The sequence below is a fragment of the Roseomonas sp. SRI_022 genome (assembly GCF_057586215.1).
Genome location: NZ_JBYCZL010000006.1, coordinates 1 through 20,672, shown reverse-complemented (window position 1 = coordinate 20,672; position 20,672 = coordinate 1). Strand labels below are relative to the sequence as shown.

Annotated in this window: 19 protein-coding genes; 6 read left to right on the top strand and 13 right to left on the bottom strand. The window is 70.5% G+C overall.

All coding sequences use genetic code 11. The features are described 5' to 3' along the window. The first annotated feature begins 8 nt into the window (after positions 1-8). From AC2YHJ_RS07385 to xrtA, 3 genes are read left to right on the top strand one after another with little or no spacing between them, the layout of a single operon-like run. The gene (locus AC2YHJ_RS07385) at positions 9-1,052 is read left to right on the top strand and encodes a FemAB family XrtA/PEP-CTERM system-associated protein (protein WP_487395040.1); all 1,044 of its coding nucleotides are present in this window, start codon (positions 9-11) and stop codon (positions 1,050-1,052) included. Between the two features lie 8 nt (positions 1,053-1,060). Further along, positions 1,061-2,284, top strand: a complete 1,224-nt coding sequence (locus AC2YHJ_RS07380; RefSeq protein WP_487395038.1) for a TIGR03087 family PEP-CTERM/XrtA system glycosyltransferase — start codon at positions 1,061-1,063, stop codon at positions 2,282-2,284. Continuing rightward, positions 2,281-3,798, top strand: coding sequence for an exosortase A (gene xrtA / locus AC2YHJ_RS07375; RefSeq protein ID WP_487395037.1), 1,518 nt, complete (start codon positions 2,281-2,283; stop codon positions 3,796-3,798). The genes AC2YHJ_RS07380 and xrtA overlap by 4 nt, the downstream gene beginning before the upstream one ends. Positions 3,799-3,817: 19 nt before the next feature. Here the strand turns inward: xrtA and greB are convergent, their stop codons facing one another. The 12 genes from greB to dusB form a co-directional block, all read right to left on the bottom strand. Then, a complete protein-coding gene (gene greB / locus AC2YHJ_RS07370) occupies positions 3,818-4,285 on the bottom strand; it encodes a transcription elongation factor GreB (RefSeq protein WP_487395279.1) in 468 nt (155 codons plus the stop codon). 62 nt (positions 4,286-4,347) lie between these two features. Beyond that, positions 4,348-5,175, bottom strand: coding sequence for an inositol monophosphatase family protein (locus AC2YHJ_RS07365; protein ID WP_487395034.1), 828 nt, complete (start codon positions 5,173-5,175; stop codon positions 4,348-4,350). Beyond that, on the bottom strand, positions 5,172-6,491 hold the full coding sequence (gene hflX / locus AC2YHJ_RS07360) for a GTPase HflX (RefSeq protein ID WP_487395278.1): 1,320 nt from the start codon (positions 6,489-6,491) through the stop codon (positions 5,172-5,174). The genes AC2YHJ_RS07365 and hflX overlap by 4 nt, the downstream gene beginning before the upstream one ends. Further along, entirely contained in the window at positions 6,475-6,807 is a 333-nt protein-coding gene (gene hfq, locus AC2YHJ_RS07355) for an RNA chaperone Hfq (RefSeq protein WP_487395032.1), read from the bottom strand. The genes hflX and hfq overlap by 17 nt, the downstream gene beginning before the upstream one ends. A 92-nt stretch (positions 6,808-6,899) precedes the next feature. Continuing rightward, positions 6,900-7,550, bottom strand: coding sequence for an HAD family hydrolase (locus tag AC2YHJ_RS07350; protein ID WP_487395030.1), 651 nt, complete (start codon positions 7,548-7,550; stop codon positions 6,900-6,902). Further along, positions 7,547-7,963, bottom strand: a complete 417-nt coding sequence (locus tag AC2YHJ_RS07345) for an ester cyclase (RefSeq protein ID WP_487395028.1) — start codon at positions 7,961-7,963, stop codon at positions 7,547-7,549. The genes AC2YHJ_RS07350 and AC2YHJ_RS07345 overlap by 4 nt, the downstream gene beginning before the upstream one ends. Further along, entirely contained in the window at positions 7,960-8,832 is an 873-nt protein-coding gene (locus AC2YHJ_RS07340; protein ID WP_487395026.1) for a D-amino-acid transaminase, read from the bottom strand. Before AC2YHJ_RS07340 ends, AC2YHJ_RS07345 begins: the two co-directional genes overlap by 4 nt. Before the next feature lie 10 nt (positions 8,833-8,842). Continuing rightward, positions 8,843-10,261 (bottom strand): nitrogen assimilation response regulator NtrX, encoded by a 1,419-nt coding sequence (gene ntrX, locus AC2YHJ_RS07335; protein WP_487395023.1) that lies wholly within the window; start codon positions 10,259-10,261, stop codon positions 8,843-8,845. Further along, on the bottom strand, positions 10,251-12,584 hold the full coding sequence (locus tag AC2YHJ_RS07330; RefSeq protein WP_487395021.1) for a sensor histidine kinase NtrY-like: 2,334 nt from the start codon (positions 12,582-12,584) through the stop codon (positions 10,251-10,253). The genes ntrX and AC2YHJ_RS07330 overlap by 11 nt, the downstream gene beginning before the upstream one ends. Positions 12,585-12,709: 125 nt before the next feature. Next, positions 12,710-14,152 carry a nitrogen regulation protein NR(I) gene (gene ntrC, locus AC2YHJ_RS07325; protein WP_487395019.1) on the bottom strand — a complete coding sequence of 481 codons (1,443 nt, stop codon included), beginning with the start codon at positions 14,150-14,152 and terminating at the stop codon, positions 12,710-12,712. Beyond that, a complete protein-coding gene (locus AC2YHJ_RS07320; RefSeq protein WP_487395017.1) occupies positions 14,149-15,285 on the bottom strand; it encodes a two-component system sensor histidine kinase NtrB in 1,137 nt (378 codons plus the stop codon). The genes ntrC and AC2YHJ_RS07320 overlap by 4 nt, the downstream gene beginning before the upstream one ends. After that, complete coding sequence (gene dusB, locus AC2YHJ_RS07315; protein WP_487395015.1) at positions 15,282-16,343, bottom strand: tRNA dihydrouridine synthase DusB; 1,062 nt, start codon at positions 16,341-16,343, stop codon at positions 15,282-15,284. Before dusB ends, AC2YHJ_RS07320 begins: the two co-directional genes overlap by 4 nt. A 144-nt stretch (positions 16,344-16,487) precedes the next feature. On the opposite strand from dusB, the gene AC2YHJ_RS07310 reads away from it, so the two are divergent. The 3 genes from AC2YHJ_RS07310 (at position 16,488) to AC2YHJ_RS07300 (ending at position 18,858) form a co-directional block, all read left to right on the top strand. Continuing rightward, positions 16,488-16,877 (top strand): DoxX family protein, encoded by a 390-nt coding sequence (locus AC2YHJ_RS07310; protein WP_487395013.1) that lies wholly within the window; start codon positions 16,488-16,490, stop codon positions 16,875-16,877. A gap of 36 nt (positions 16,878-16,913) precedes the next feature. Beyond that, positions 16,914-18,065 carry a bifunctional 2-C-methyl-D-erythritol 4-phosphate cytidylyltransferase/2-C-methyl-D-erythritol 2,4-cyclodiphosphate synthase gene (locus AC2YHJ_RS07305; RefSeq protein WP_487395011.1) on the top strand — a complete coding sequence of 384 codons (1,152 nt, stop codon included), beginning with the start codon at positions 16,914-16,916 and terminating at the stop codon, positions 18,063-18,065. A gap of 94 nt (positions 18,066-18,159) precedes the next feature. Beyond that, positions 18,160-18,858, top strand: a complete 699-nt coding sequence (locus tag AC2YHJ_RS07300) for an HD-GYP domain-containing protein (protein WP_487395009.1) — start codon at positions 18,160-18,162, stop codon at positions 18,856-18,858. A gap of 2 nt (positions 18,859-18,860) precedes the next feature. On the opposite strand, the gene AC2YHJ_RS07295 is transcribed toward AC2YHJ_RS07300, so the two are convergent. Beyond that, a complete protein-coding gene (locus AC2YHJ_RS07295; RefSeq protein ID WP_487395007.1) occupies positions 18,861-20,552 on the bottom strand; it encodes a putative bifunctional diguanylate cyclase/phosphodiesterase in 1,692 nt (563 codons plus the stop codon). Positions 20,553-20,672 lie beyond the last annotated feature (120 nt).

The window sequence follows — 20,672 nt, the reverse complement described above, 5'->3', positions numbered from 1 at the left end:
ACCCGGTCATGGCAGTCCGCATCCGGGAACTCGACGACAATGCCGCCCCTGCCTGGGACGCCTTCGTGCGTGCGAATCCAGAGGCGACCTTCTTCCATCTCAGCCCCTGGGCGCGGGTAATCCGCGAGTCCTTCGGCCACAGCACCCACTACGCCTATGCCGAGCAGGACGGTGCCGTGGTCGGCGTATTGCCGCTCGCGCGGATGCGCACGCGGCTGTTCGGCGACCTGCTCGCCTCGACGCCCTTCTGCGTCTATGGCGGTGCAGTCGCGGCCACGGCCGAGGCAGCGGAGGCGCTCGCCGCGCATGCCGAGGCGTTGCGCCAGCGGCTCGGCGTCTCCTGCCTGGAGTTCCGTCGGCGGGAGGCGCCCGACAGCGGCTGGCAGACGCGCCCGCCGCTGTACTTCACCTTCCGCAAGCCGATCGCCATCACGGGCGACGATGACCGGGACCTCGCGCGCAACATCCCACGCAAGCAACGCGCCGAGGTGCGCAAGGCGATCGCCCGCGGCCTGACCGCGGTGACCGACGGCGACGTGGACCGCCTGCACCGCATCTATGCCGAGAGCGTGCGCAACCTTGGCTCCCCCGTCTTCCCGCGCCGCTACTTCCGCCTGCTCGCCGAGGCCTTCCCCGACGCGCATGACGTGACGACCGTGCTGCATGACGGCCGACCCGTCTCCGCGGTGCTGAACTTCCATTTCCGGGACGAGGTGCTGCCCTATTACGGCGGCGGCACCCGGGACGCGCGCGGCCTTGCCGCCAACGACCTGATGTACTGGGAGGTGATGCGCCGCGCCGGGCAGGAGCGCGGCGCGATGGTCTTCGATTTCGGGCGCAGCAAGCTCGGCACCGGGGCCTTCGCCTTCAAGAAGAACTGGGGCTTCGCGCCGCAGGAGTTGCACTACTGCTATCGCCTCGGCCCCGGCGCCCAGGTGCCGGACAACAATCCGAACAACCCGAAGTACCGACTGCTCATCGCGGCCTGGAAGCGGCTGCCGCTGGCGGTCGCGAACGTGATCGGGCCGCGCCTCGTGCGCGGGCTCGGATAGGCGCGGCCATGGCCGGCCGGCGCCTGCTCTTCCTCGCGCACCGCATCCCCTATCCGCCGGACAAGGGCGACAAGATCCGTGCGTGGCACATGCTCGACCACCTGGCCGCGCGGTGGGACGTGGATCTCGGCTGCCTGGTCGATGACCCGGCGGACCTCGTGCATCTCGACTGGCTGCGGCAGCGCTGCGCGGTGGTGGAACACGCCCTGCTGACGGGGCGCGTCGCACGGACGCTGGCCGGGCTGCGGCCGGGCCAGCCGCTCAGCCTCGGCTGGTTCCGCGACGCGCGGCTGGCCGCCTGGGCGCGGGCGGGCCTCGCCGCCGGCCGCTACGATGCGGTCGTCGCATTCTCCTCGGCCATGGCGCCCTATGCGATGGGGCCGGCGCCCGCGACGACGCGGCGCGTCCTCGACATGGTCGATGTCGATTCCGAGAAGTGGCGCGCCTATGCCGCCGATGCGCGGTTGCCGATGCGCCAGGTCTGGGCACGGGAGGCGCGCACGCTGCTCGCCTTCGAACGCCGCGCCGCCGCGGCCTTCGACCGCACGCTGCTGGTCTCGCGCGAGGAGGCGGCACGCTTCGCCGAACTGGCCCCGGAAGTCGCCGGGCGCGTCGGCTGGGTGGACAACGGCGTGGATCTCGCGCGCTTCGACGCTGCCCAGCCCTTCGCACGCGTGCTCGGCGCCGGATCGCTCGTCTTCACTGGGCGAATGGACTACCGGCCGAATGCCGAGGCGGCGATCTGGTTCGCCGAGGCTGTCCTGCCGCTGGTCCGTGCCCGCTTCCCATCGGCAGCCTTCGTGATTGTCGGCGCCAAGCCATCGCCGGAGGTCCAGGCCCTTGCCGGGCTGCCCGGCGTCCAGGTCACCGGCGAGGTGCCCGATACGCGCCCCTACATCGCGGCGGCCGCGGCCTGCGTCGCCCCCCTGCGCATCGCGCGCGGGATCCAGAACAAGGTGCTCGAGGCCATGGCGATGGCGCGACCCGTCATCTGTTCCCCCCAGGCCTTCGAGGGCGTGCACGCGCTCGCCGGGCGCGACCTCCTGGTCGCCGACAGCCCGGAGGACTGGGCCGACAACGTCGCTGCGGTGTTGACCGGACAACACCCGGGTCTTGGCGAGCGCGCGCGGCGGGCGGTCGAGGCCGGGCATGACTGGTCGGCGACGCTGCGCGCCCTCGATGCTGCGCTGGAGGCCGATCCCGCGCGCCGGACGCAGGAGGTGGCGGCATGAACATGATCGACCGCCCCTCCGCCGGTCCCGCGCCGCAAGCGACGCTGGGGCCGGGCGGCGGCTGGAGGGTGCCGCTGGCCGCGCTGGGCGTGGCGCTCGCGGCCTGGGGCGCGCTGTTCGCGCGGGAGATCGGCGCCGCCGTCGCGGTATGGGAGAGTTCGACCGCCTACAACCACTGCTGGCTGATCCTGCCGATCGCCCTGTGGCTCGGCTGGCAAAGGCGGGGCCGGCTGGTCGGGCTGGTGCCTCGGCCGGCACCGGGGCTGGCACTGCTGCTGGTGCCACTCGCCCTTGGCTGGCTGGTGGCGGAACGGCTCGGCATCATGGAAGGGCGCCAACTTGCCGCCCTGGCCATCGCCGTCGCGATGATCGTCGTCATCCTGGGGCTGCGCTTCGGCCGCGCCATGGCGGCACCGCTCGGCTATCTGGTCTTCCTGGTGCCCTTCGGCGCCTTCGCGGTGCCGGCATTGCAGCGGGTGACGGCGCGGATGATCGAGTTCCTGCTCGGCTTCACCGGCATCCCGCATTATGTGGACGACATCACCATCGAGATCCCGGCCGGCACCTTCCTGGTCGCTGAAGCTTGCGCCGGGCTCCGCTTCCTGATCGCCACGCTCGCCTTCGGCGCGCTCTATGCCCTGGTGATGTTCCGCAGCCCCGGGCGGCGGCTGGTGGTGATGGCGCTGTCCGTCCTGGTGCCGATCGTCGCCAACGGGCTGCGTGGCTTCGGCCTTGTCATGCTCGGCCATTTCAGCGGCAGCGCGGCGGCGGTCGATGCGGACCATGTGCTGTATGGCTGGGTGTTCTTCTCGATCGTGCTGCTGCTGCTGATCCTGGCGGGGCTACCCTTCCGGCAGGATGGCGCGGCACCGGCGACACCGCCCATGCCAGCCTTCCCTCTGCCGGCGGCGCGCGGCCCCCTCGCCTTCGCCGCGGTGGCGGCACTGGCCATTCTCGGCGCCGCGGCGGGGCCGGGTGCGGCGCGGGTGCTGGACGAAGCTGGCGCGGAGCCGCCGGCGGTGCTGGCCGTGGCGCTCGATCCGCCGGAGGGATGCCTGGCGGAGGCCGACGGTGCGCGCCTTCGCTGCGGGACCATGGTCGTCACCGCGCGGGTCATCGTCTTCCCCGCGCGCGCGAAGTGGTCGGCTGTGGTCGCCCAGCGCCACCGCCTGGCTGGCGGCAGCGACGTGGACCTCACCTATCGCGTGGTCCCGCCCGGTGGGGCGGCTGTGTGGAACGTGCGGCAATCCAATGACGGGACCGGCGCCCGGGCCGTCGCGACCTGGCTGGACGGGCGCCCGGCCGGGGAAGGCCTGCGGGACCGGGCCATGCAGGCGTGGAACGCGCTGCGCGGCGGCGGGGCGCTGCCGGTGGTGGCGGGCATCGCCATTCAGGGCGAGCAGCCCGATCCGGCGATGATGCGTCGTGAGCGCGACGTCCTGACGCAGGTGCTGACCGCGCAGACGGAGGAACTGGTGGCGCGAGCCGTGGCGCTCTCGTCCCCGCGGCCCTGATCGCCCGGCGGCGCGCCGGTCAGGGCGCCGCGTAGGCGATCGCGACCACCTCGACTTCCTCCGCCCCGGCCGGCGTCCTCACCCGCCGCAGATCGCCCACCCGGGCGCCCAGCAGGGCCCGGGCGACCGGCGCCACCCAGGACACATCGCCGCGCTCGGCATCTGCCTCATCGACGCCGACGATGCGGATGGTCATCTCGGCATCGTCGGACATCCGCGCATAGGTGACGGTCGCGCCGAAGAAGACCTGGTCGCGCTTCGCCTGCGCCGCTGGATCGACCACCTGCACGCGGTCGAGCCGCTTGCGCAGGAAGCGCACGCGGCCGTCGATCTGGCGCAGCCGCCGCTTGCCGTACTGGTAGTCGGCATTCTCCGACCGATCGCCCAAGGAGGCAGCCCAGGAGACGATCTCGACCACCTTGGGCCGTTCGTCCTCCCACAGGGCGCGCAGTTCCTCGCGCAGCGCCGCCGCGCCCGCGGGAGTCATGTAGAAGGGCGTGCCGGGGGGCAGGCCGGCTGGGCCGTCCTCCCCATCCTCGTCATCCTCGCTCACGGATCGAGCAGGGCGTGCCGGACGGCTTCCCAGGATGCATGGTCGGGGGCGCAGATCAGCCCGCCATCGCGATGGGTGGGCAGGTAGGGGCTGCCGTCGAAGCGGGCGGAATGCCCACCGGCTTCCCGGTGCAGCAGCCAGCCAGGCAGGTGATCCCAGGGCATCAGGCGATTGTAGAACAGCGCATGCCCATGCCCGCCCGCCGCCCAGCGGTATTCATGCGCGGCGCAGCGATACCCGACCACGCCGGCGAAGCGCGGGAAGCGCGACGTCACCTGCCCGCGCAGCGCCTGCGGCAGATAGGTCCAGGAGATCGCCCCCACCATCTGTTCGACCGGCGCCGGCGCCGCGACGCGCAGATCGGCCATGTGGCGGCCTTCTGGATCGGCGATCCAGGCACCCTCCCCGCGTAGAGCGATGGCGGTGTCGTCGCCGAGCGGATCATGGATCCAGGCGCCGATCACCTCCCCCTTCACCACCGCCGCGGCCATGGTCGCGAACAGCGGCAGGCCGGCGGCGAAATTCGCCGTGCCGTCCACCGGATCGACCACGAAGGCGAGATCCGCATCGGCAAGGCGATCCATCACCGAAGGATCGGCTGCCGCCGCTTCTTCACCGACCACGGCGCAGCCGGGGAACAGGCGCCGCAGGCCGGCGTCGATGACGCGCTCGGCGGCTTCGTCGGCATCGGTGACAAGGTCGAGCGGACCGGATTTCGTGCGCACCGCGCCCTGCGCCAGGCGGCGGAAGCGCGGCAGGATCTCGGCGCGGGCCGCTGCGCGAAGCAGGGCGGCGACCTCGGCCGCACGGGCAGCACCGATCATGCCCCGCGCCCTTCGAAGCGTGCGCGGTCAGCGGGGGACAGGCGCACCGTCAGGTGCACGCCATCCTCGCGGTCGTCGCGCGACAGCACCTCGCCATGCTGATGCAGCCAGGCGAGACCCGCCCCGTCGCTTCCAGGCAATGTCACTTCGATCGTCTCCATGCCAGCGGACAGCCGCGCATCGATGGTGCGGCGCAATTCCTCCAACCCCTCGCCGGTCAGGGCGGAGACCGGCACGGCGCCGGGGGCGCGGCGCGATACGGTCTCGATGCCGCCAAGGAGATCGGCCTTGTTCAGCACCTCGATCATGCGGTCCTGCCATCCGGCTTCGAGCGTGGCATTGGCACCTTCCGCCATCTCCTCCATCACCCCGATCACATCGGCGCGCTGCGCCGCACTGTCGGGATGCGCGATGTCGCGCACATGCAGGATGATGTCCGCGGCGGCCACTTCCTCGAGCGTCGCGCGGAAAGCTTCGACGAGTTGCGTCGGCAGGTCGGAGATGAAGCCGACCGTGTCCGACAGGATGCAGGTTCGACCCGAAGGCAGCCGGATGGCACGCATCGTCGGGTCGAGCGTCGCGAACAGCTGGTCCTGCGCATAGACGCCCGCGCCGGTCAGCGCATTGAACAGCGTGGACTTGCCCGCATTGGTGTAGCCGACCAGGGCGACAACCGGGAATGGGACACGCTCGCGCGCCTTGCGGTGCAGGCCGCGGGTGCGGCGCACCTGGTCAAGTTCCTTCTTCAGCCGGACGATGCGATCGCCGATCAGGCGGCGGTCGATTTCGATCTGTGATTCGCCGGGGCCGCCAAGGAAGCCGAAGCCGCCACGCTGGCGTTCGAGGTGAGTCCAGGACCGCACCAGCCGCGTGCGCTGGTATTCCAGATGCGCCAGTTCGACCTGCAGCGACCCTTCCTTGGTCCGCGCGCGCTCGCCGAAGATCTCGAGGATCAGGCCGGTGCGGTCGATGACCTTGCAACCCCAGGCGCGCTCCAGGTTGCGCTGCTGTACTGGTGTCAGCGAGGCGTCCACGACGACGACGACCGCTTCCTGTTCCTTCAGCGCACGGCCGACGATCTCGACCTGCCCTTCCCCCATCAGCGTTGCGGGTCGGCGCTCGCGCAGCGGATGCACGGCGGAGTGAACGATGGTGACGCCGATCGAGGCAGTCAGACCGACCGCCTCGGCCAGCCGTGCCTCGGCCGCGCGCTGGCCGCCCGCATCGCCGATGGCGACGCGGCTCGGCTTTTCGAAGGGCAGGATGACGGCGGCCCGCGTCGGCAGGCCGCCGGTCTCCTCAGTTGCCGCCGTCAGGGGGAGCCTCACTTCGTGTCAAGGTCATGCGGGTCTCCGACGCCGGGGCGGCGGCCGCACCAGCGGCCTGCGCGCCGGCCTGCGCCGTCGCGTCAAACAGCATGATCGGGGCGCCAGGCATCACCGTGCTGATCGCATGCTTGTAGACCAGCTGGGTGTGACCATCCCGGCGCAGCAGCACCGAGAAATTGTCGAACCAGGTGATGATCCCCTGCAGCTTCACGCCGTTCACCAGGAAGATCGTCACGGGGGTTTTGGATTTGCGAACGTGGTTCAGGAACACGTCCTGCACGTTCTGGGACTTCTCAGCGGCCATGGGACCGGTCCTTCTTTTTGCTGGTCACCGACCAGTCAGCGGTCCGGCGAAAACCATTTCCGGCCGCCGGCCCGCACGTTTTCGCCGCCCTGTCAGCCCTTGGCAAGGGCAAGCAGCGCGGCGGCGAGCGCATCGCCGTCGGCGAAGTGCAGATCGGGTGCCGCCGTGGCGATTCCGCCATCATGGCGGGCATCGCCCAACAGCACGGCGCGGAAACCGGCCCGGCGCGCCGCCTGCATATCGAGCGCGGTATCCCCGACATACCAGATGGATGGCGACGGCCGGACATCCATCGCGCCGAGTGCCATCAGCATCGGTGCCGGATCGGGCTTGTCGGCCGCCGCATCGCCCGCGCCGACCAGCGCGCCGAAGTGCTGCGCCCAGCCGAGATGCACGGCTTCCGCCCGCAGCAGCGGCCCTTGCTTGTTCGACACCACGCCCTGCGGCGCCACCCGGCCCGCCGCCGCGATCGCCGCCGCGGCCCCGGGCATGGGGTTGAGCACGCCGAGATGGCGGGCCGTCACCTCGGCGTAGAAGATGTCCCGCGCACGTTCCCACTCCGCGCCGAACATGCCGGGGAAGGTATCGCGCAGGGACCCGCGGACATTCGCCAGCACCTCCGTGCGGTCCCACACCCGCATGCCGAAGGCGCGGAATGTGGCGGCGAGGCCAGCCTCGATCGCCGCCCAGCCATCGACCAGCGTGTTGTCCCAGTCCCACAGGACCGCGTCGGGCCGCGTCATCCCTTGAGTTGCCCGAGCAGCCCCAGCATGTCGCCCATCACCCAGAGATGACGGATGCGCGCGCCGTCCAGCCTGAAGAATCCGACACCCTCCCAGGCGAGTTCCCGCCCGCTCGGCGGGACGTCGAGGAACGGCCCGGCATCGTGCAGGCCCGAAAAGCCGATCCGCGCCGCGACACGATCATCCTGCGCCAGCAGGTCGCGCACTTCGCAGCGATAGGCGGAAAACGCCAGCCGCACGCTGCGGACATAGGCGCCGAAGGCGTCGTGCCCGCGCATCACCTGGCCGAAAGTGCCCTGGAAGGCAACGTCGTCATGCATCATGGCCGGCAGGCGCGACAGGTCGCCGTCCTCCCACAGTTCCACATAGAAGGCGCGGACGGTGGCGGCATTGGCCGCTTCCTCCGCGGTCACGCCGCGTTCTTCAGGCCGCCCTGCACATGGCGGGCGAAGATGTCGAACAGGCGACGCGCGACGGGGCCGACCGCGCCATCCCCGACCGGAGCGCCGTCGATGCGCAGGATCGGCTTCACGAAGGAGGTGGCGGAGGTCAGGAAGGCCTCCCGCGCGCGGCGCATCTCCTCGAGGCTGAAGGGGCGGTGCTCGACCGTGATGCCGGCCTCGGCCAGTTCGGCGAGCAGCGCGGCGCGGGTGCAGCCGGGCAGGATGGAATGGTCGAGCGGCGGGGTGCGGATCACGCCATGCTCATCGACGATCCAGAAGGACGTCGCGGCCCCTTCCGTCACCATGCCGGTGTCCGGGTCGAACAGCACGGCCTCGATCGCGCCCTGCTCGCGCGCCGCCTGGCGGGCGAGGCAATTGGGCAGCAGGTTCACCGTCTTGATGTCGCAGCGCGCCCAGCGCAGGTCGGGCTGGGTGATCGCCACCCCACCCCAGTTGTCCACCGAAGCCGGATAGGGCGGGATGCGCTTCACCGTCACGACCAGCGCCGGGGGCACCGGCACCTTCGGGAAGGCATGGTCGCGCCGGGACACGCCGCGGGTGACCTGCATGTAGACCAGCCCCTCGGTCACGCGGTTGCGGCGCGCGACTTCCCGCAGCACCAGGCGCAGCGCGTCGCGCGCCATCGGCATGGGCAGGCGGATCTCGCGCAGCGAGCGTTCCAGCCTGTCGAGATGGCGGTCCTCATCGACAGTCCGGCCGCCATACAGGTGCACGACCTCGTAGATACCGTCGCCGAACTGGTAGCCGCGATCCTCGATGTTCACGCTGGCGTCGGGCTGCGGCAGGTAGCGGCCGTTGACATAGGCGATACGAGACATGAGCGGACTTTCAGGCGTTGCCGACGGAACCAGGCGGGCTCGCGCGATCCTCGGCCTGGACGCCGAGGAATTTCAGCTTCCGGTGCAGCGCGCTGCGTTCCATCCCGACGAAATTCGCGGTGCGGCTGATGTTGCCGCCGAAGCGCAGCAGCTGGGCTTCGAGATATTGGCGTTCGAACAATTCGCGCGCCTCGCGCAGCGGCAGGGTCATGATCTCGGATGACCGGTCGAGCTTCAGCACGGCCGGCGCCGCGGCCCCGACCTGCGGCGGCAGCATGTCCGGCCGGATCGCTTCCTTCGCATCGCCGGGCGCCATGATGAGCAGCCAGTCGATCAGGTTGCGCAGCTCGCGCACATTGCCCGGCCAGTCATAGGCCTGCATGGCCGCGAGCGCGTCCTCGGACAATTCGCGCGGCGGCATGCCCGTGGTCTCGGTGGACCGCGACATGAAGTGCCGGGCGAGCACCGGCACGTCCTCCCGCCTCTCCCGCAGCGCGGGCACGCGCAGCGGCACCACGGCGAGGCGATAGAACAGGTCCTCGCGGAAGCGCCCGGCCGCGATCTCAGCGGCAAGGTCGCGATTGGTGGTGGACAGCACGCGCACATCCACCTTCACCCGCGTGCCGCCGCCGATGCGCTCGAAGCCCTGTTCCTGCAGCGCGCGCACGATCTTGCCCTGGGTTTCCAGCGGCATGTCGGCGATCTCGTCGAGCAGCAGCGTGCCGCCATGGGCGCGTTCCAGCACGCCGGCGCGACGCGGCTGGGCGGCAGGGTCGTTGCCGGCCTCGACGCCGAACAATTCCTCCTCGAACCGGGCGGGGTTCAGCGTGGCGCAGTTCAGCACCAGGAAGGGGCCCTCAGCGCGGCGCGACCGCGCATGGATCATCCGCGCCGCGACCTCCTTGCCCGCACCGGCCGGGCCAGTGATCAGCACGCGGGATCCGGTGGGCGCGACCTTCTCGATCGCCCCGCGAAGCTGACCCAGCGGAGCCGACCCGCCGACCAGCTCCGTCTCGGCGCCGGCCCGCAGCTTCAGCTCGCTGTTCTCACGCTTCAGCCGCGCCGCTTCCAGCGCGCGGGAGACGATCAGCAGCAGCCGGTCCGACTTGAAGGGCTTCTCGATGAAGTCGTAGGCGCCCTGCTGGATCGCCTGCACGGCCGTCTCGATGGTGCCGTGCCCGGAGATCATCACCACCGGGACCTGCGGTTCCTCGACATGCAGCGCCTCGAGGATGCCGAGGCCATCCAGGCGCGAATTCTGCAGCCAGATGTCCAGGACGACGAGCGAGGGCCGCCGCTGCCGGAAGGCCGCGATCGCCGTGTCGGAATTATGCGCCTGGCGCGTCTCGTAGCCCTCATCCGACAGGATGCCCTCGATGAGGGTCCGGATGTCCGGCTCGTCGTCGACGATCAGGATCTCATGCGCCATGCGCAACCTTCGCTCCCTCGGCGGCCCGGGTCGAATCCGATCCCGAGTCCGGTCCCATCGCCGCGGCCCTGAGAGGAAGTATCAGGGCAACCCGCGCGCCGGGGCCGTCTTCGCGATCCTCCAGGGCCAGCCTTCCGCCATGGTCCTCCATGATCTTCTTCACGATGGCAAGGCCAAGCCCGGTTCCCTTTGCCTTATGCGTGACATAGGGCTCGGTCAGCCGGTCGCGGTCCTCCTCCTTCGGCAGCCCGACTCCGTCATCCTCGACGATGAAACGAACCTCCGTCGGGGTCGATTCGACGCGCGCGCCGATATGGCCGGCCCCCTCCCCCGCCCGCATCGCCACCGCGTCGGCGGCGTTCTGCAGCAGATTGGTCAGTGCCTGGCCGATCAGCCGCCGGTCGCAGGGCATCACCGGGGCAGGATCGGCATACACGGTCTCGTAGGCGATCTCGGGATGGGCATCGCGCTGCAGCACCAGCGCCTCGCGCAGAAGCTGATTGGCGTCCTCCGGCTTGATCACCGGCTGCGGCATGCGCGCGAAGGCGGAGAACTCGTCGACCATGCGCCCGATGTCGCCGACCTGGCGCACGATGGTGTCGGTGCATTGGCGGAAGGTGTCGGGATCGTCGCTGATCTGCTTGAGGTAGCGGCGCTTCAGCCGTTCGGCGCTCAACTGGATCGGAGTGAGCGGGTTCTTGATCTCATGGGCGATGCGCCGCGCGACATCGGCCCAGGCCGCCTTGCGCTGGGCCGAGACCAGTTCCGTCACGTCATCGAAGGTCAGCACATAGCCATCGACACGTCCGGCCTGCGTCTCGGCGCCGAGACGGGCGATCAGGGTGCGCCGCGCCGCCGGTGGGCCGGAGCGGATCTCGGCCGTCTGCGGGCGATCGGGCTGGTTGCGCACCGCCTCGATCAGCGGCGCGAATTCCGGTGCGACGCCGGCAAGCGGCAGCCCCATCGCCGCATCCAGATCGACGCCGAGCAGCGCCGAGGCCGACCGATTCGGCAGGTTCACCCGCCCTTCCGCATCAAGGCCGATCACGCCGGCCGACACGCCCGACAGCACGGTTTCGGTAAAGCGGCGCCGTTCGTCGATCTGGCGATAGGCTTCCATCAGTTCGCCGCGCTGGGCGCCGAGCTGGCTGGTCATCCGATTGAAGGCGCGCGACAGGGAGGCGACCTCGTCATCCGCGTCACCTTCCTGCACGCGGGTGGACAGGTCGCCGGCGCGCACGCGCTCGGCCGCGGTGATGAGGCGGGAGATCGGCCCCGCGATGCGGTTGGCGATCAGCAGCCCCAGCAGCACGGCAGCGAGCAGCACGAGCAGCGTCGCGATCCCGAAGATCAGCACGAAGGTGATCTGCAGGTCGCCCTGGTTGCGGTCCAGCCGGTCGTATTCCTGGAAGGCCAGTTCCGTCGTGCGCATGTGCTCCAGCACGCCGGGATCGACCGGGCGGCTGATCATCAGCATCAGCCCCGGCGAGATGTTCAACTGCACCAGCGCGCGGACGCGGCCCTCCCCGCTTTCCGAGGGGAGCACCACGACCTCCCCCGCCCGGGCCGATTCCATCGCCCAGGATGGCGGCACGTCCACCACCGTCCCGGTGGTTAGCCCGGCCGAGGCGATCACCTGACCGAGCGTCGGTTCCACCACCAAGGATTCGGTCAGTCCGCGGATCGCGGTATGCGTCGCCAGCAGCCGGGCGAAGGCGATGCCGTTGTCGGGCAGCAGCACCGGTGCGGCCCGGTTCAGGTCGTTGGCGATGGCGAGGATGTCAGCGCGGATCGTGTTGCGGTGTTCCTCGAGGTAGGCGCGGGAAGCGACCAGCGAGGCTTCCAGCGTGTTGCGCACCCGATCGGAGAACCAGGACTGGATGCCGAGGTTGAAGAACACCGCCGAGAAGCCGGCGACGAAGATCGCCGGCACCACCGCCACCACGCCGAACAGCAGCACGAGCCGCACATGCAGCCGCGACCCCGCCGAGCCGCGCCGCCGTTCCACCCACATCCGCACCAGCCGCGCCGCCAGCGAGGCGGCGAGCAGCAGCAGCACGGACAGGTTCGCGAGGATGATGCCGACCACCTCGCCCGGCCCTGTCGGCCCGAGCGGCGTGCCGCCCGACAGCACCATGAAGGTGGCGAGGCCCAGCACGAGCGCGACGATCGCCAGCCCGATGGTGACTCCGCCGCTCTGGAGCAGATGCGCCGCGCGCCCCGCCCAGGATTTCGGCGCGGCCTCTGGCTGCGGTTCCCCGGCGGCGGCGGATCTGCGCGCGACGGGTCGCGCCCCGCCACGGCGCCGGAACAGGCCCAGCATGTCAGCGCTTCCTATGCCCGCACCGGACCGCACCCCCGCCCGGTCGTCCGGCGACACTATCCGGCATGGCTGGCCGGACGGGGGTGCGGGCCGGCGTCGGCACTGTCATACGCGCCCGCGCATGATCAGGACAGGCCGCGCACCACGGGCAGTTCGAGCTCGCGGATCTTCTTGCGCAGGGTGTTCCGATTGAGGCCGAGCATCGCCGCTGCCTTGATCTGGTTGCCCCTTGTAGCACCAAGGGCGAGTCGGAGCAGCGGTCGTTCCACTTCCGCCAGCACGCGCTCGTACAGGTCGCGCACCGGCATGCCATCCTTGTGGGCGGCCATGAATGTCTGGAGATGCCGCTCGACCGCCTGTTCCAGCGTCGCCGGCTGGGACTGGCCATCCGGGCCGGCGGGCTGCACCGCCTCGGCCAGTTCGGCCGCGACCGCGTCGCCGCCGATCACCTCCTGCGCATACAGCGCGGCAAGGCGGCGCATCAGGTTTTCCAGCTCGCGCGCATTGCCCGGCCAGGCATGGGCCTTGAGGCCGTCCAGCGCCTCCGGGCTCAGCTGCTTGCCCGGCAGCCCGGAAGCGCGTGCACGGTCGAGGAAGTGCCGCGCCAGCAGCGGGATATCCTCAATGCGTTCGCGCAGCGGCGGCAGGCGGATCGGCACGACGTTGAGCCGGTAGAACAGGTCCTCGCGGAACAGCCCCTGGCGGATCAGCTGACGCAGGTCGCGATGCGTCGCGGCGACGATCCGGACATTCGCCTTGATCGGCTGGCGGCCGCCGACAGTGGTGAACTCGCCTTCCTGCAGCACACGCAGCAACCGCGTCTGCGCCTCGGGCGGCATGTCGCCGATCTCGTCGAGGAACAGCGTGCCGCCGGCCGCCTGCTCGAAGCGGCCGATGCCACGGTTGAGCGCGCCGGTGAAGGCGCCGCGCTCATGGCCGAACAACTCGGCCTCGATCAGTTCGCGTGGGATCGCGGCCATGTTGATCGCGACGAAGGGCCCGGAACGACGCTTGCCGTAGTCGTGCAGCGCGCGCGCGACGAGTTCCTTGCCGGTGCCGGACTCGCCGGTGATCATCACGGTCAGGTCAGTGGTCGTGAGCCGCGCGACGGTGCGGTAGATCTCCTGCATCGCGGCCGAACGGCCGACCAGCGGCAGCTTCTCGCCCTGGTCGTGATCGTCATGGGCGGCGGGTTCCGCTGGGGCGGCGAGCGCGCGCTCCACCACCGACAGCAGTTCCTTCAGGTCGAAGGGCTTGGGCAGGTATTCGAAGGCGCCGCGCTGCGTCGCCTTCATCGCGGTGGCGAAGGTCGATTGCGCGGACATCACCACGACGCGCAGTTCGGGCCGCACGCGCTTGATGCGCGGCACGAGGTCGAGGCCGTTCTCGTCGGGCATCACCACGTCGGTGATGACAAGGTCCCCTTCCCCATCCTCCACCCAACGCCAGAGCGTGGCGGCCGAGGAGGTCGCCCGCACCTGATAGCCCGAGCGCGCGAGCGCCTGGCTGAGCACGGTGCGGATCGCGCGATCGTCATCGGCAATCAGGATGGTTCGCGGATCGGTCATTGAGCAGTTCCGAGGCTTCCCGGCGGGGGCGCAGGCATGGAAAGACGGAACACCGTTCGACCGGGCCGGCTGTCGCATTCGATCAGCCCGCCCTGGTCCGCCACGAGTTTCGCCGCGAGCGCGAGGCCGAGCCCTTGTCCCCCCCGCTTCGTGGAGACGAAGGGTTCAAAAAGCGTGCCGCGCACTTCTTCCGCGATTCCGGGGCCATTGTCGCGGACGCTCACCTGCAATGGCAGGTGAACGCGGTCGGTTGAACCGGGCACGGCGATCCGCATGCCGTGCTGGTACGCGGTGGAAAGGATGATTTCACCATGCCCCGGATCGACCGCTTCTGCCGCGTTTTTGACCAGATTGAGTAAAATCTGAACAAGCAGGTCCCGATTGCCCCAAACCGCCGGCAGGGAGGGGTCGTAATCCTCGGTGATCCGCAGATGGGACGCGAAGCCGGTCACCGCGATGCGCCGCACATGGTCCAGCACCCGATGGATGTTCACCGGGCCGAGTTCCGTCGGCCGGTCGGAGAACATGTCGAAGCGGTCCACCAGGCCGCGGATGCGGTCCGCCTCGTCCTGGATCAGCAGGCAAAGTTCCCGGTCGCTCTCACCCGCATTCTGTTCCAGCAACTGCGCCGCGCCGCGGATGCCTGAGAGCGGATTCTTCACCTCATGCGCCAGCATCGCCGCCATGGCGGAGGCACCCCGCGCCGCGCCGCGGAAGTTCAACTGCCGGTCCAGCATCTGCGCAGTCGAGCCATCCTCGAGCGTCAGCACCACCGCGCCAGGCAGTTCCGGCAGGGGCGCGGCGTGGACGGTGACACCGCGCCGCGCGAGGCGTGGGCTCTCCAACGACAGGTCATGGTCGGAGATGCGCGCATCGGAATGCCGCACCTGCGCGATCAGCGCGAAGATGCGCCCATCCTCGGGCAGCAGGTCCGACAGGCGCATCTGCGCCAGCGAGGCCGTGGAGGCCTGGAAGAACTGTTCGGCCGCCGCATTGGCGCTGACGAAGCGGTTCTCGGCATCGAGCACGACGACGGGCATTGGCATGGCGCTGAGGATCGCGGCCGCCTCGGGCAAGGCGCGACCCTTCCATCCGATCGGGCGCACGGCGCGGCGCAACAGGCCGGCCTTCATGCTGCGATCCGCTCCTCGCCCGCCTCGCGGAAGGCGTCGCGCACGGCCTCGACCCCGCGCTCGACCAGCGGGTCGTAGAAGGCGTGCACCAAGTCGGTGACCGCTTCCGGCGTCTCGCAGCGGTTCACCTGGACGCGGAACTCCGCCGAACCCGGCAGGCCCTTCGAGTACCAGGCGACATGCTTGCGCGCGAGGCGCACGCCCGGATTGCGGCCGTGATGGTCCAGCATGTCCTCGTAATGCGCGAGCAGGATGCGCTTCTGCTCAGCGAGTTCCGGCTCGGCCGCCGCCTCCCCGCGCAGTCGCGCGGCGACCACGGCAGGGAACCAGGGCCGGCCGTAGCAGCCGCGCCCGATCATCACGCCATCCGCGCCCGACCGGCGCAGCGCCTCCTCCGCGTCCTCGATGGTGATGATGTCGCCATTGGCGATGACGGGGATCGAGACGGCGTCCTTGACGCCGCGGATGAAGTCCCAATCCGCCGTGCCCGTGTAGAACATCTGCCGGGTGCGGCCATGGACCGTGACCATGCGGATGCCCGCTTCCTGCGCGATGCGCGCAAGGCGCGGCGCGTTCAGGCTGTTGTGGTCCCAGCCCATGCGCATCTTCAGCGTGACCGGGACATTCACCGCGCGCACCGTGGCTTCCAGGATGCGCGCGGCGGCGATCTCGTCGCGCATCAGGGCGGAGCCCGCCGACTGCCCGACCGCGACCTTCTTCACCGGGCAGCCGAAATTGATGTCGACGATCGCCGCACCACGATCGACGACAAGGCGCGCGGCCTCGGCCATCGTCTCGGGATCGCAGCCGGCGAGTTGCACCGAGGCCGGGCCGCCGAAACCATCGACCTCGGCCATCTTCAGCGTCTGGCTGTTGGTCCGCACCATGGCCTGGGAGGCGATCATCTCACTGACCACCATGGGCGCGCCGAGCGCACGGGCCAGGCGGCGATACGGCAGGTCGGTCACCCCGGACATCGGCGCGAGGATGACCGGCGTGTCGATGGAGACGCCACCGAGGTCGATCGGTGCCAGGCTGTTCGCGCAATGGTTGCTCATGATTTGGGCAGATTAGGCGCTGGGCGCCCATTCGGCAACAGCGCGGCGCGGATATTGCCCCGGAACCGCGCAGCGTCGTTGCGCGATTGCCGGAAGTGGATGGATCGGCATACTGCATTGCAACACAACGCCGGGATTCTTCGTATGCCGTCTCTCGACCGCTGGGCGCCGTATGCGCTTGGATTGCTGCGCATCGTCGCGGCGCTGATCTTCCTCGAACACGGCACGCAGAAGCTGCTGGACTTCCCGGCACGTCCAGGCGGCGGCGCCGGTCCCGCCCTGTTCTCGATGTACGGCATCGCCGGCATGCTTGAGATGGTGGGCGGCGCGCTGCTGGTGGTTGGGCTGTTCACCCGCCCCGTTGCATTCGTGCTGTCAGGGCTGATGGCCTCGGCCTATTGGATCTCGCATGCGCCGCGCAGCATCTACCCGCTGCTGAACGGCGGCGATGCGGCGATCCTCTACTGCTTCCTCTTCCTCTATCTCGTCTTTGCCGGCGGCGGCGCCTTCGCCTTGGATAACCGCCGTAAATAGTCTATGCGCCGGCCCCTTCCGGGGCCGGAGCCGCCCATGACGATCGATGCCCTGCTGATGGCTGCCGGTGCCGGCACCCGCTTCGGTGCGGATGAACCGAAGCAGTTCCTGCCCCTGCTCGGGCGGCCGGTGCTGCGCCATGCGGCCGAGGCGCTGCTGCGTGACGGACAGGTGCGGCGAATCCTGCCGGTCGTCGCACCGGGGGAAGAAAGCCGCGTCGCCGCACTGCTCGACGGCCTGCGCGCCCTTCCCCCCGTACCGGGTGGCGCGACCCGCGCAGCCAGCGTTCGCGCCGGGCTGGAAGCGCTTGCCGCCGATGCACCGCAGTACGTGTTGGTGCATGACGCGGCGCGGCCGGTGATCCCGGCCGGGACGGTCGCCGCGCTGGTCGCGGCGCTGGGAACGGCCCCCGGCGCCATCCCAGCCCAACCGGTTACCGACACGCTGAAGCGCGGCGCGCAGGGGCGGATCGTGGAAACCGTGGCGCGCGACGGCCTGTTCCGCGCCCAGACGCCGCAGGCCTTCCGCTTCGACGTGCTGCTCGCCGCGCATCGCGCCGGCGATGGCGCCGCGACCGACGATGCCGCCCTGCTGGAGGCCGCCGGCCTGCCTGTCGCGCTGGTGCCCGGCGGCGAGGCGAACATCAAGATCACCTGGCCCAAGGACCTTGCCCGCGTGGAAGCCCATCTCGCCGCCCGTCTGATACCGCGCATGGGCACCGGCTTCGACGTGCACCGGCTGGAGGCCGGCCGTCCGCTGGTCCTGTGCGGCGTGACGATCCCCTCCCCGCTCGGCCTGTCGGGGCATTCGGATGCGGATGTCGGCATCCATGCGCTGTGCGACGCGATCTATGGCGCCCTGGCGGAAGGCGACATCGGCCGCTGGTTCCCGCCATCCGAGGCGCAGTGGAAGGATGCCGACAGCGCGCGCTTCCTGCGCCACGCGGCAGGGCGGATCGCGGCGCGCGGCGGCGTGCTCGCCAATGCCGATGTAACGCTGATCTGCGAGCGCCCGAAGATTGCCCCGCATGCCGAGGCGATGCGGGAGCGACTGGCGGAACTGCTCGATGTGCCGGTCGGCTCGGTGTCGGTGAAGGCGACGACGACCGAGCGGCTCGGCTTCGCTGGCCGTGGGGAGGGCATCGCCGCGCAGGCCGCGGCGGTCGTGCTGGTGCCGTCCGTTCCGTGAGAGTTCGTTAATTTTTTTCGATTTTTTCCTTGTTCCGAGACGATCCAGCGGACTACCCTCCCGCCGCGCCGTATCGGCGTCGATGGCGGCGAGAATGGAGCGACTGATCTCACCCTTGCCCGAGGGGGCTCTGGTTTGTTCGGCTTGCGCGCAGGATCCTGCGGCGGCCAGCGGAATCGCCGCGCGCCTGCCCTGCCTCTGCGAAGCCCATGACGCCGCCCTCGAAGGCCTGGTGGCGCGCGCCTCCCTGGCCGACCCGGAAGGGCCGGACCATCCGAAGCGGGTCGGGCGCATCGCCGCCATCCTGGCCGAGGCGATGGGCCTGCCGCAGGACCTGCGGGAGCTGCTCGAGCGCGCAGCGGCGCTGCACGACATCGGCAAGATGTCCCTGCCGGAAGGCGTGCTCGGCCACCGCCACGTGCTGGACCCCGAGGCGCGACGGCAGATGGAACGGCACACCCTGCTCGGCGCCAGCATCCTCGCGCATGCGCGCGCGCCCTGGATGCGACTCGCCGCCGTGATCGCGCTGATGCATCACGAACGCTGGGACGGCAGCGGCTATCCGGTCGGCCTGCGGGGGGAGGAGATTCCGCTGGCGGCGCGGCTGGTGGCCGTGGCGGATGTCTATGACGCGCTCCGTTCGGACCGCCCCTACAAGGACGCCCAGGACCACGACCAGGCGCTCGCGGGCCTTTTGCAGGGCGACGGGCGGATCGGACCGTCCCAGTTCGACCCGCGCGTGCTCGACGCCTTGCGCGGACGGGAAGCGGAGATCGCGGCGGTTCCGCGGTAGCATCAGCCTGGGTTGGCCCGCGCCAAGGGGCCCGGCGCCAGCCCGGCGATCACCTCGCCCAGCATCGCGGCCGGTACGGGGCGGCCAAACAGATAGCCCTGCGCGGCATCGCAACCTTCGGCGCAAAGCCGCTGCAACTGTTCCTCGGTCTCCACCCCCTCGGCCGTGACGGCGATGCCGAGGCTGCGGCCAAGCCCGGCCACGGCACGCACGATCGCCGCCGCATCGCCGCCGGCCGGCAGGTCCTGCACGAAGGACCGGTCGATCTTCAGCCGGTCGAAGGGAAAGACCCGCAACTGGGTCAGCGACGAATGGCCGGTGCCGAAATCGTCCATGGCGATGCGCACGCCGGCGTCGCGCAGGTCGAGCAACTGGCGCAGCGCGGCATCCGCATTGGCGAGCAGGACGCCCTCCGTTACCTCCAACTCCAGCCGCGTGGCGGGCAGGCCCGACGCCCGCAGCGCGGCGGCGACCTCATCGGGCAGGCATCCTTCCTCCAACTGGGCGGGGGCGATGTTCACCGCCACGCTCAGCGGCGCCGGCCAAGTGGTGGCGATTCGGCAGGCCTCATGCAGCACCCAGGTGCCGATCCGACCCATCAGGCCAAGCCGTTCGGCAACCGGCAGGAAAACTGCCGGGCCCAGGATCCCGCGTTCGGGGTGGCGCCAGCGGATCAGCGCCTCGAAGCCGGTCAGCCGGCCCTCCGGCAAGGCGACCTGCGGCTGGAAATGCAGTTCGAAGGCGGCCTGTTCCTCCGCTTGGCGCAGCGCCGCCTCCAGCAAGCGCTGTTCCTGCCAGCGCCGATCCATCTCGGGGCTGAAGCGGCGGAAGCCGCCGAGGCCTTCGGCGCCCGTCTCGTTGCGCGCCATGGCAGCGCGACGCAGCAACTCCGCCGCGTTGCCACCATCGGCCGGCGCCACGGCGATGCCCACACGAGGCGTGACGACGATCGACTCCCCGGCGATCAGGTATGGGCGGCCGAGCAGTTCAACCAGACGGCCCCCGAGCACCGAGGCCCGTTCCGGCTCCTCCACCTCGCTTTGCAGCACGGCGAATTCCTCGCCGGCCAGGCGGGCGACGAGGTCGGCATCGCGCACCGCGGCCTGCAGGCGGCGCGCGGCCGCGCGCAGCAGGTCCTCCCCGATCGCGTGGCCGAACATCTGGTTTACGGCGCGGATGCCCTCGATGTCGCACAGCAGCACGGCGCTGCCGCCGCGCCGGCGCGGCGGACGGTCGAGCGACGCGGCGAGCCGCGCTTCGAACATGGCGCGGTCGGCAAGGCCGGTCAGCGGGTCGAAGCCCGCGGCACCGGAGGCCAACAGCGTTTCGGCGGCCATCGCCATGACCCAGGATCCGCCCGAGGCGCGCCGGATGGCGAAGCGCAGCCCCGGCGCGCCGGGCATGCGCAAGGACAGCACATCCTCGCCACCCGGCAGGGTCGCGCCGAGGCAGGCGGCGACCAGTCCCGCCGAAGCATCGCGATCCAGACGGGGGCTGGCCTCCAGCAGGTCGTGCAGGCCGCGGGCCTGCCGCCCCGCGCGAGACAGGCCGAGCAGCGCGGCCGCGGGGCCGCTGACCAGCCCGACATGCAGGTCGGCATCGAAACTCAGCAGACCTTCCATCACGCTCGCGCCGCCATCCGGGGGGATCGCACCCCGCGTCCGGCCTGCCTCGGCATCCGCCATCCCGTCCATGCTGACCCGCCTGTCCTCCCCAGGGCGGAGCGGGGCCGCGCCTTGCGGCACGGACACACATCCATGGTCCTGGGAGGTAGCGGAAATGCGTAAAGAAAGTATGGATCTTGCCCGGCAGCG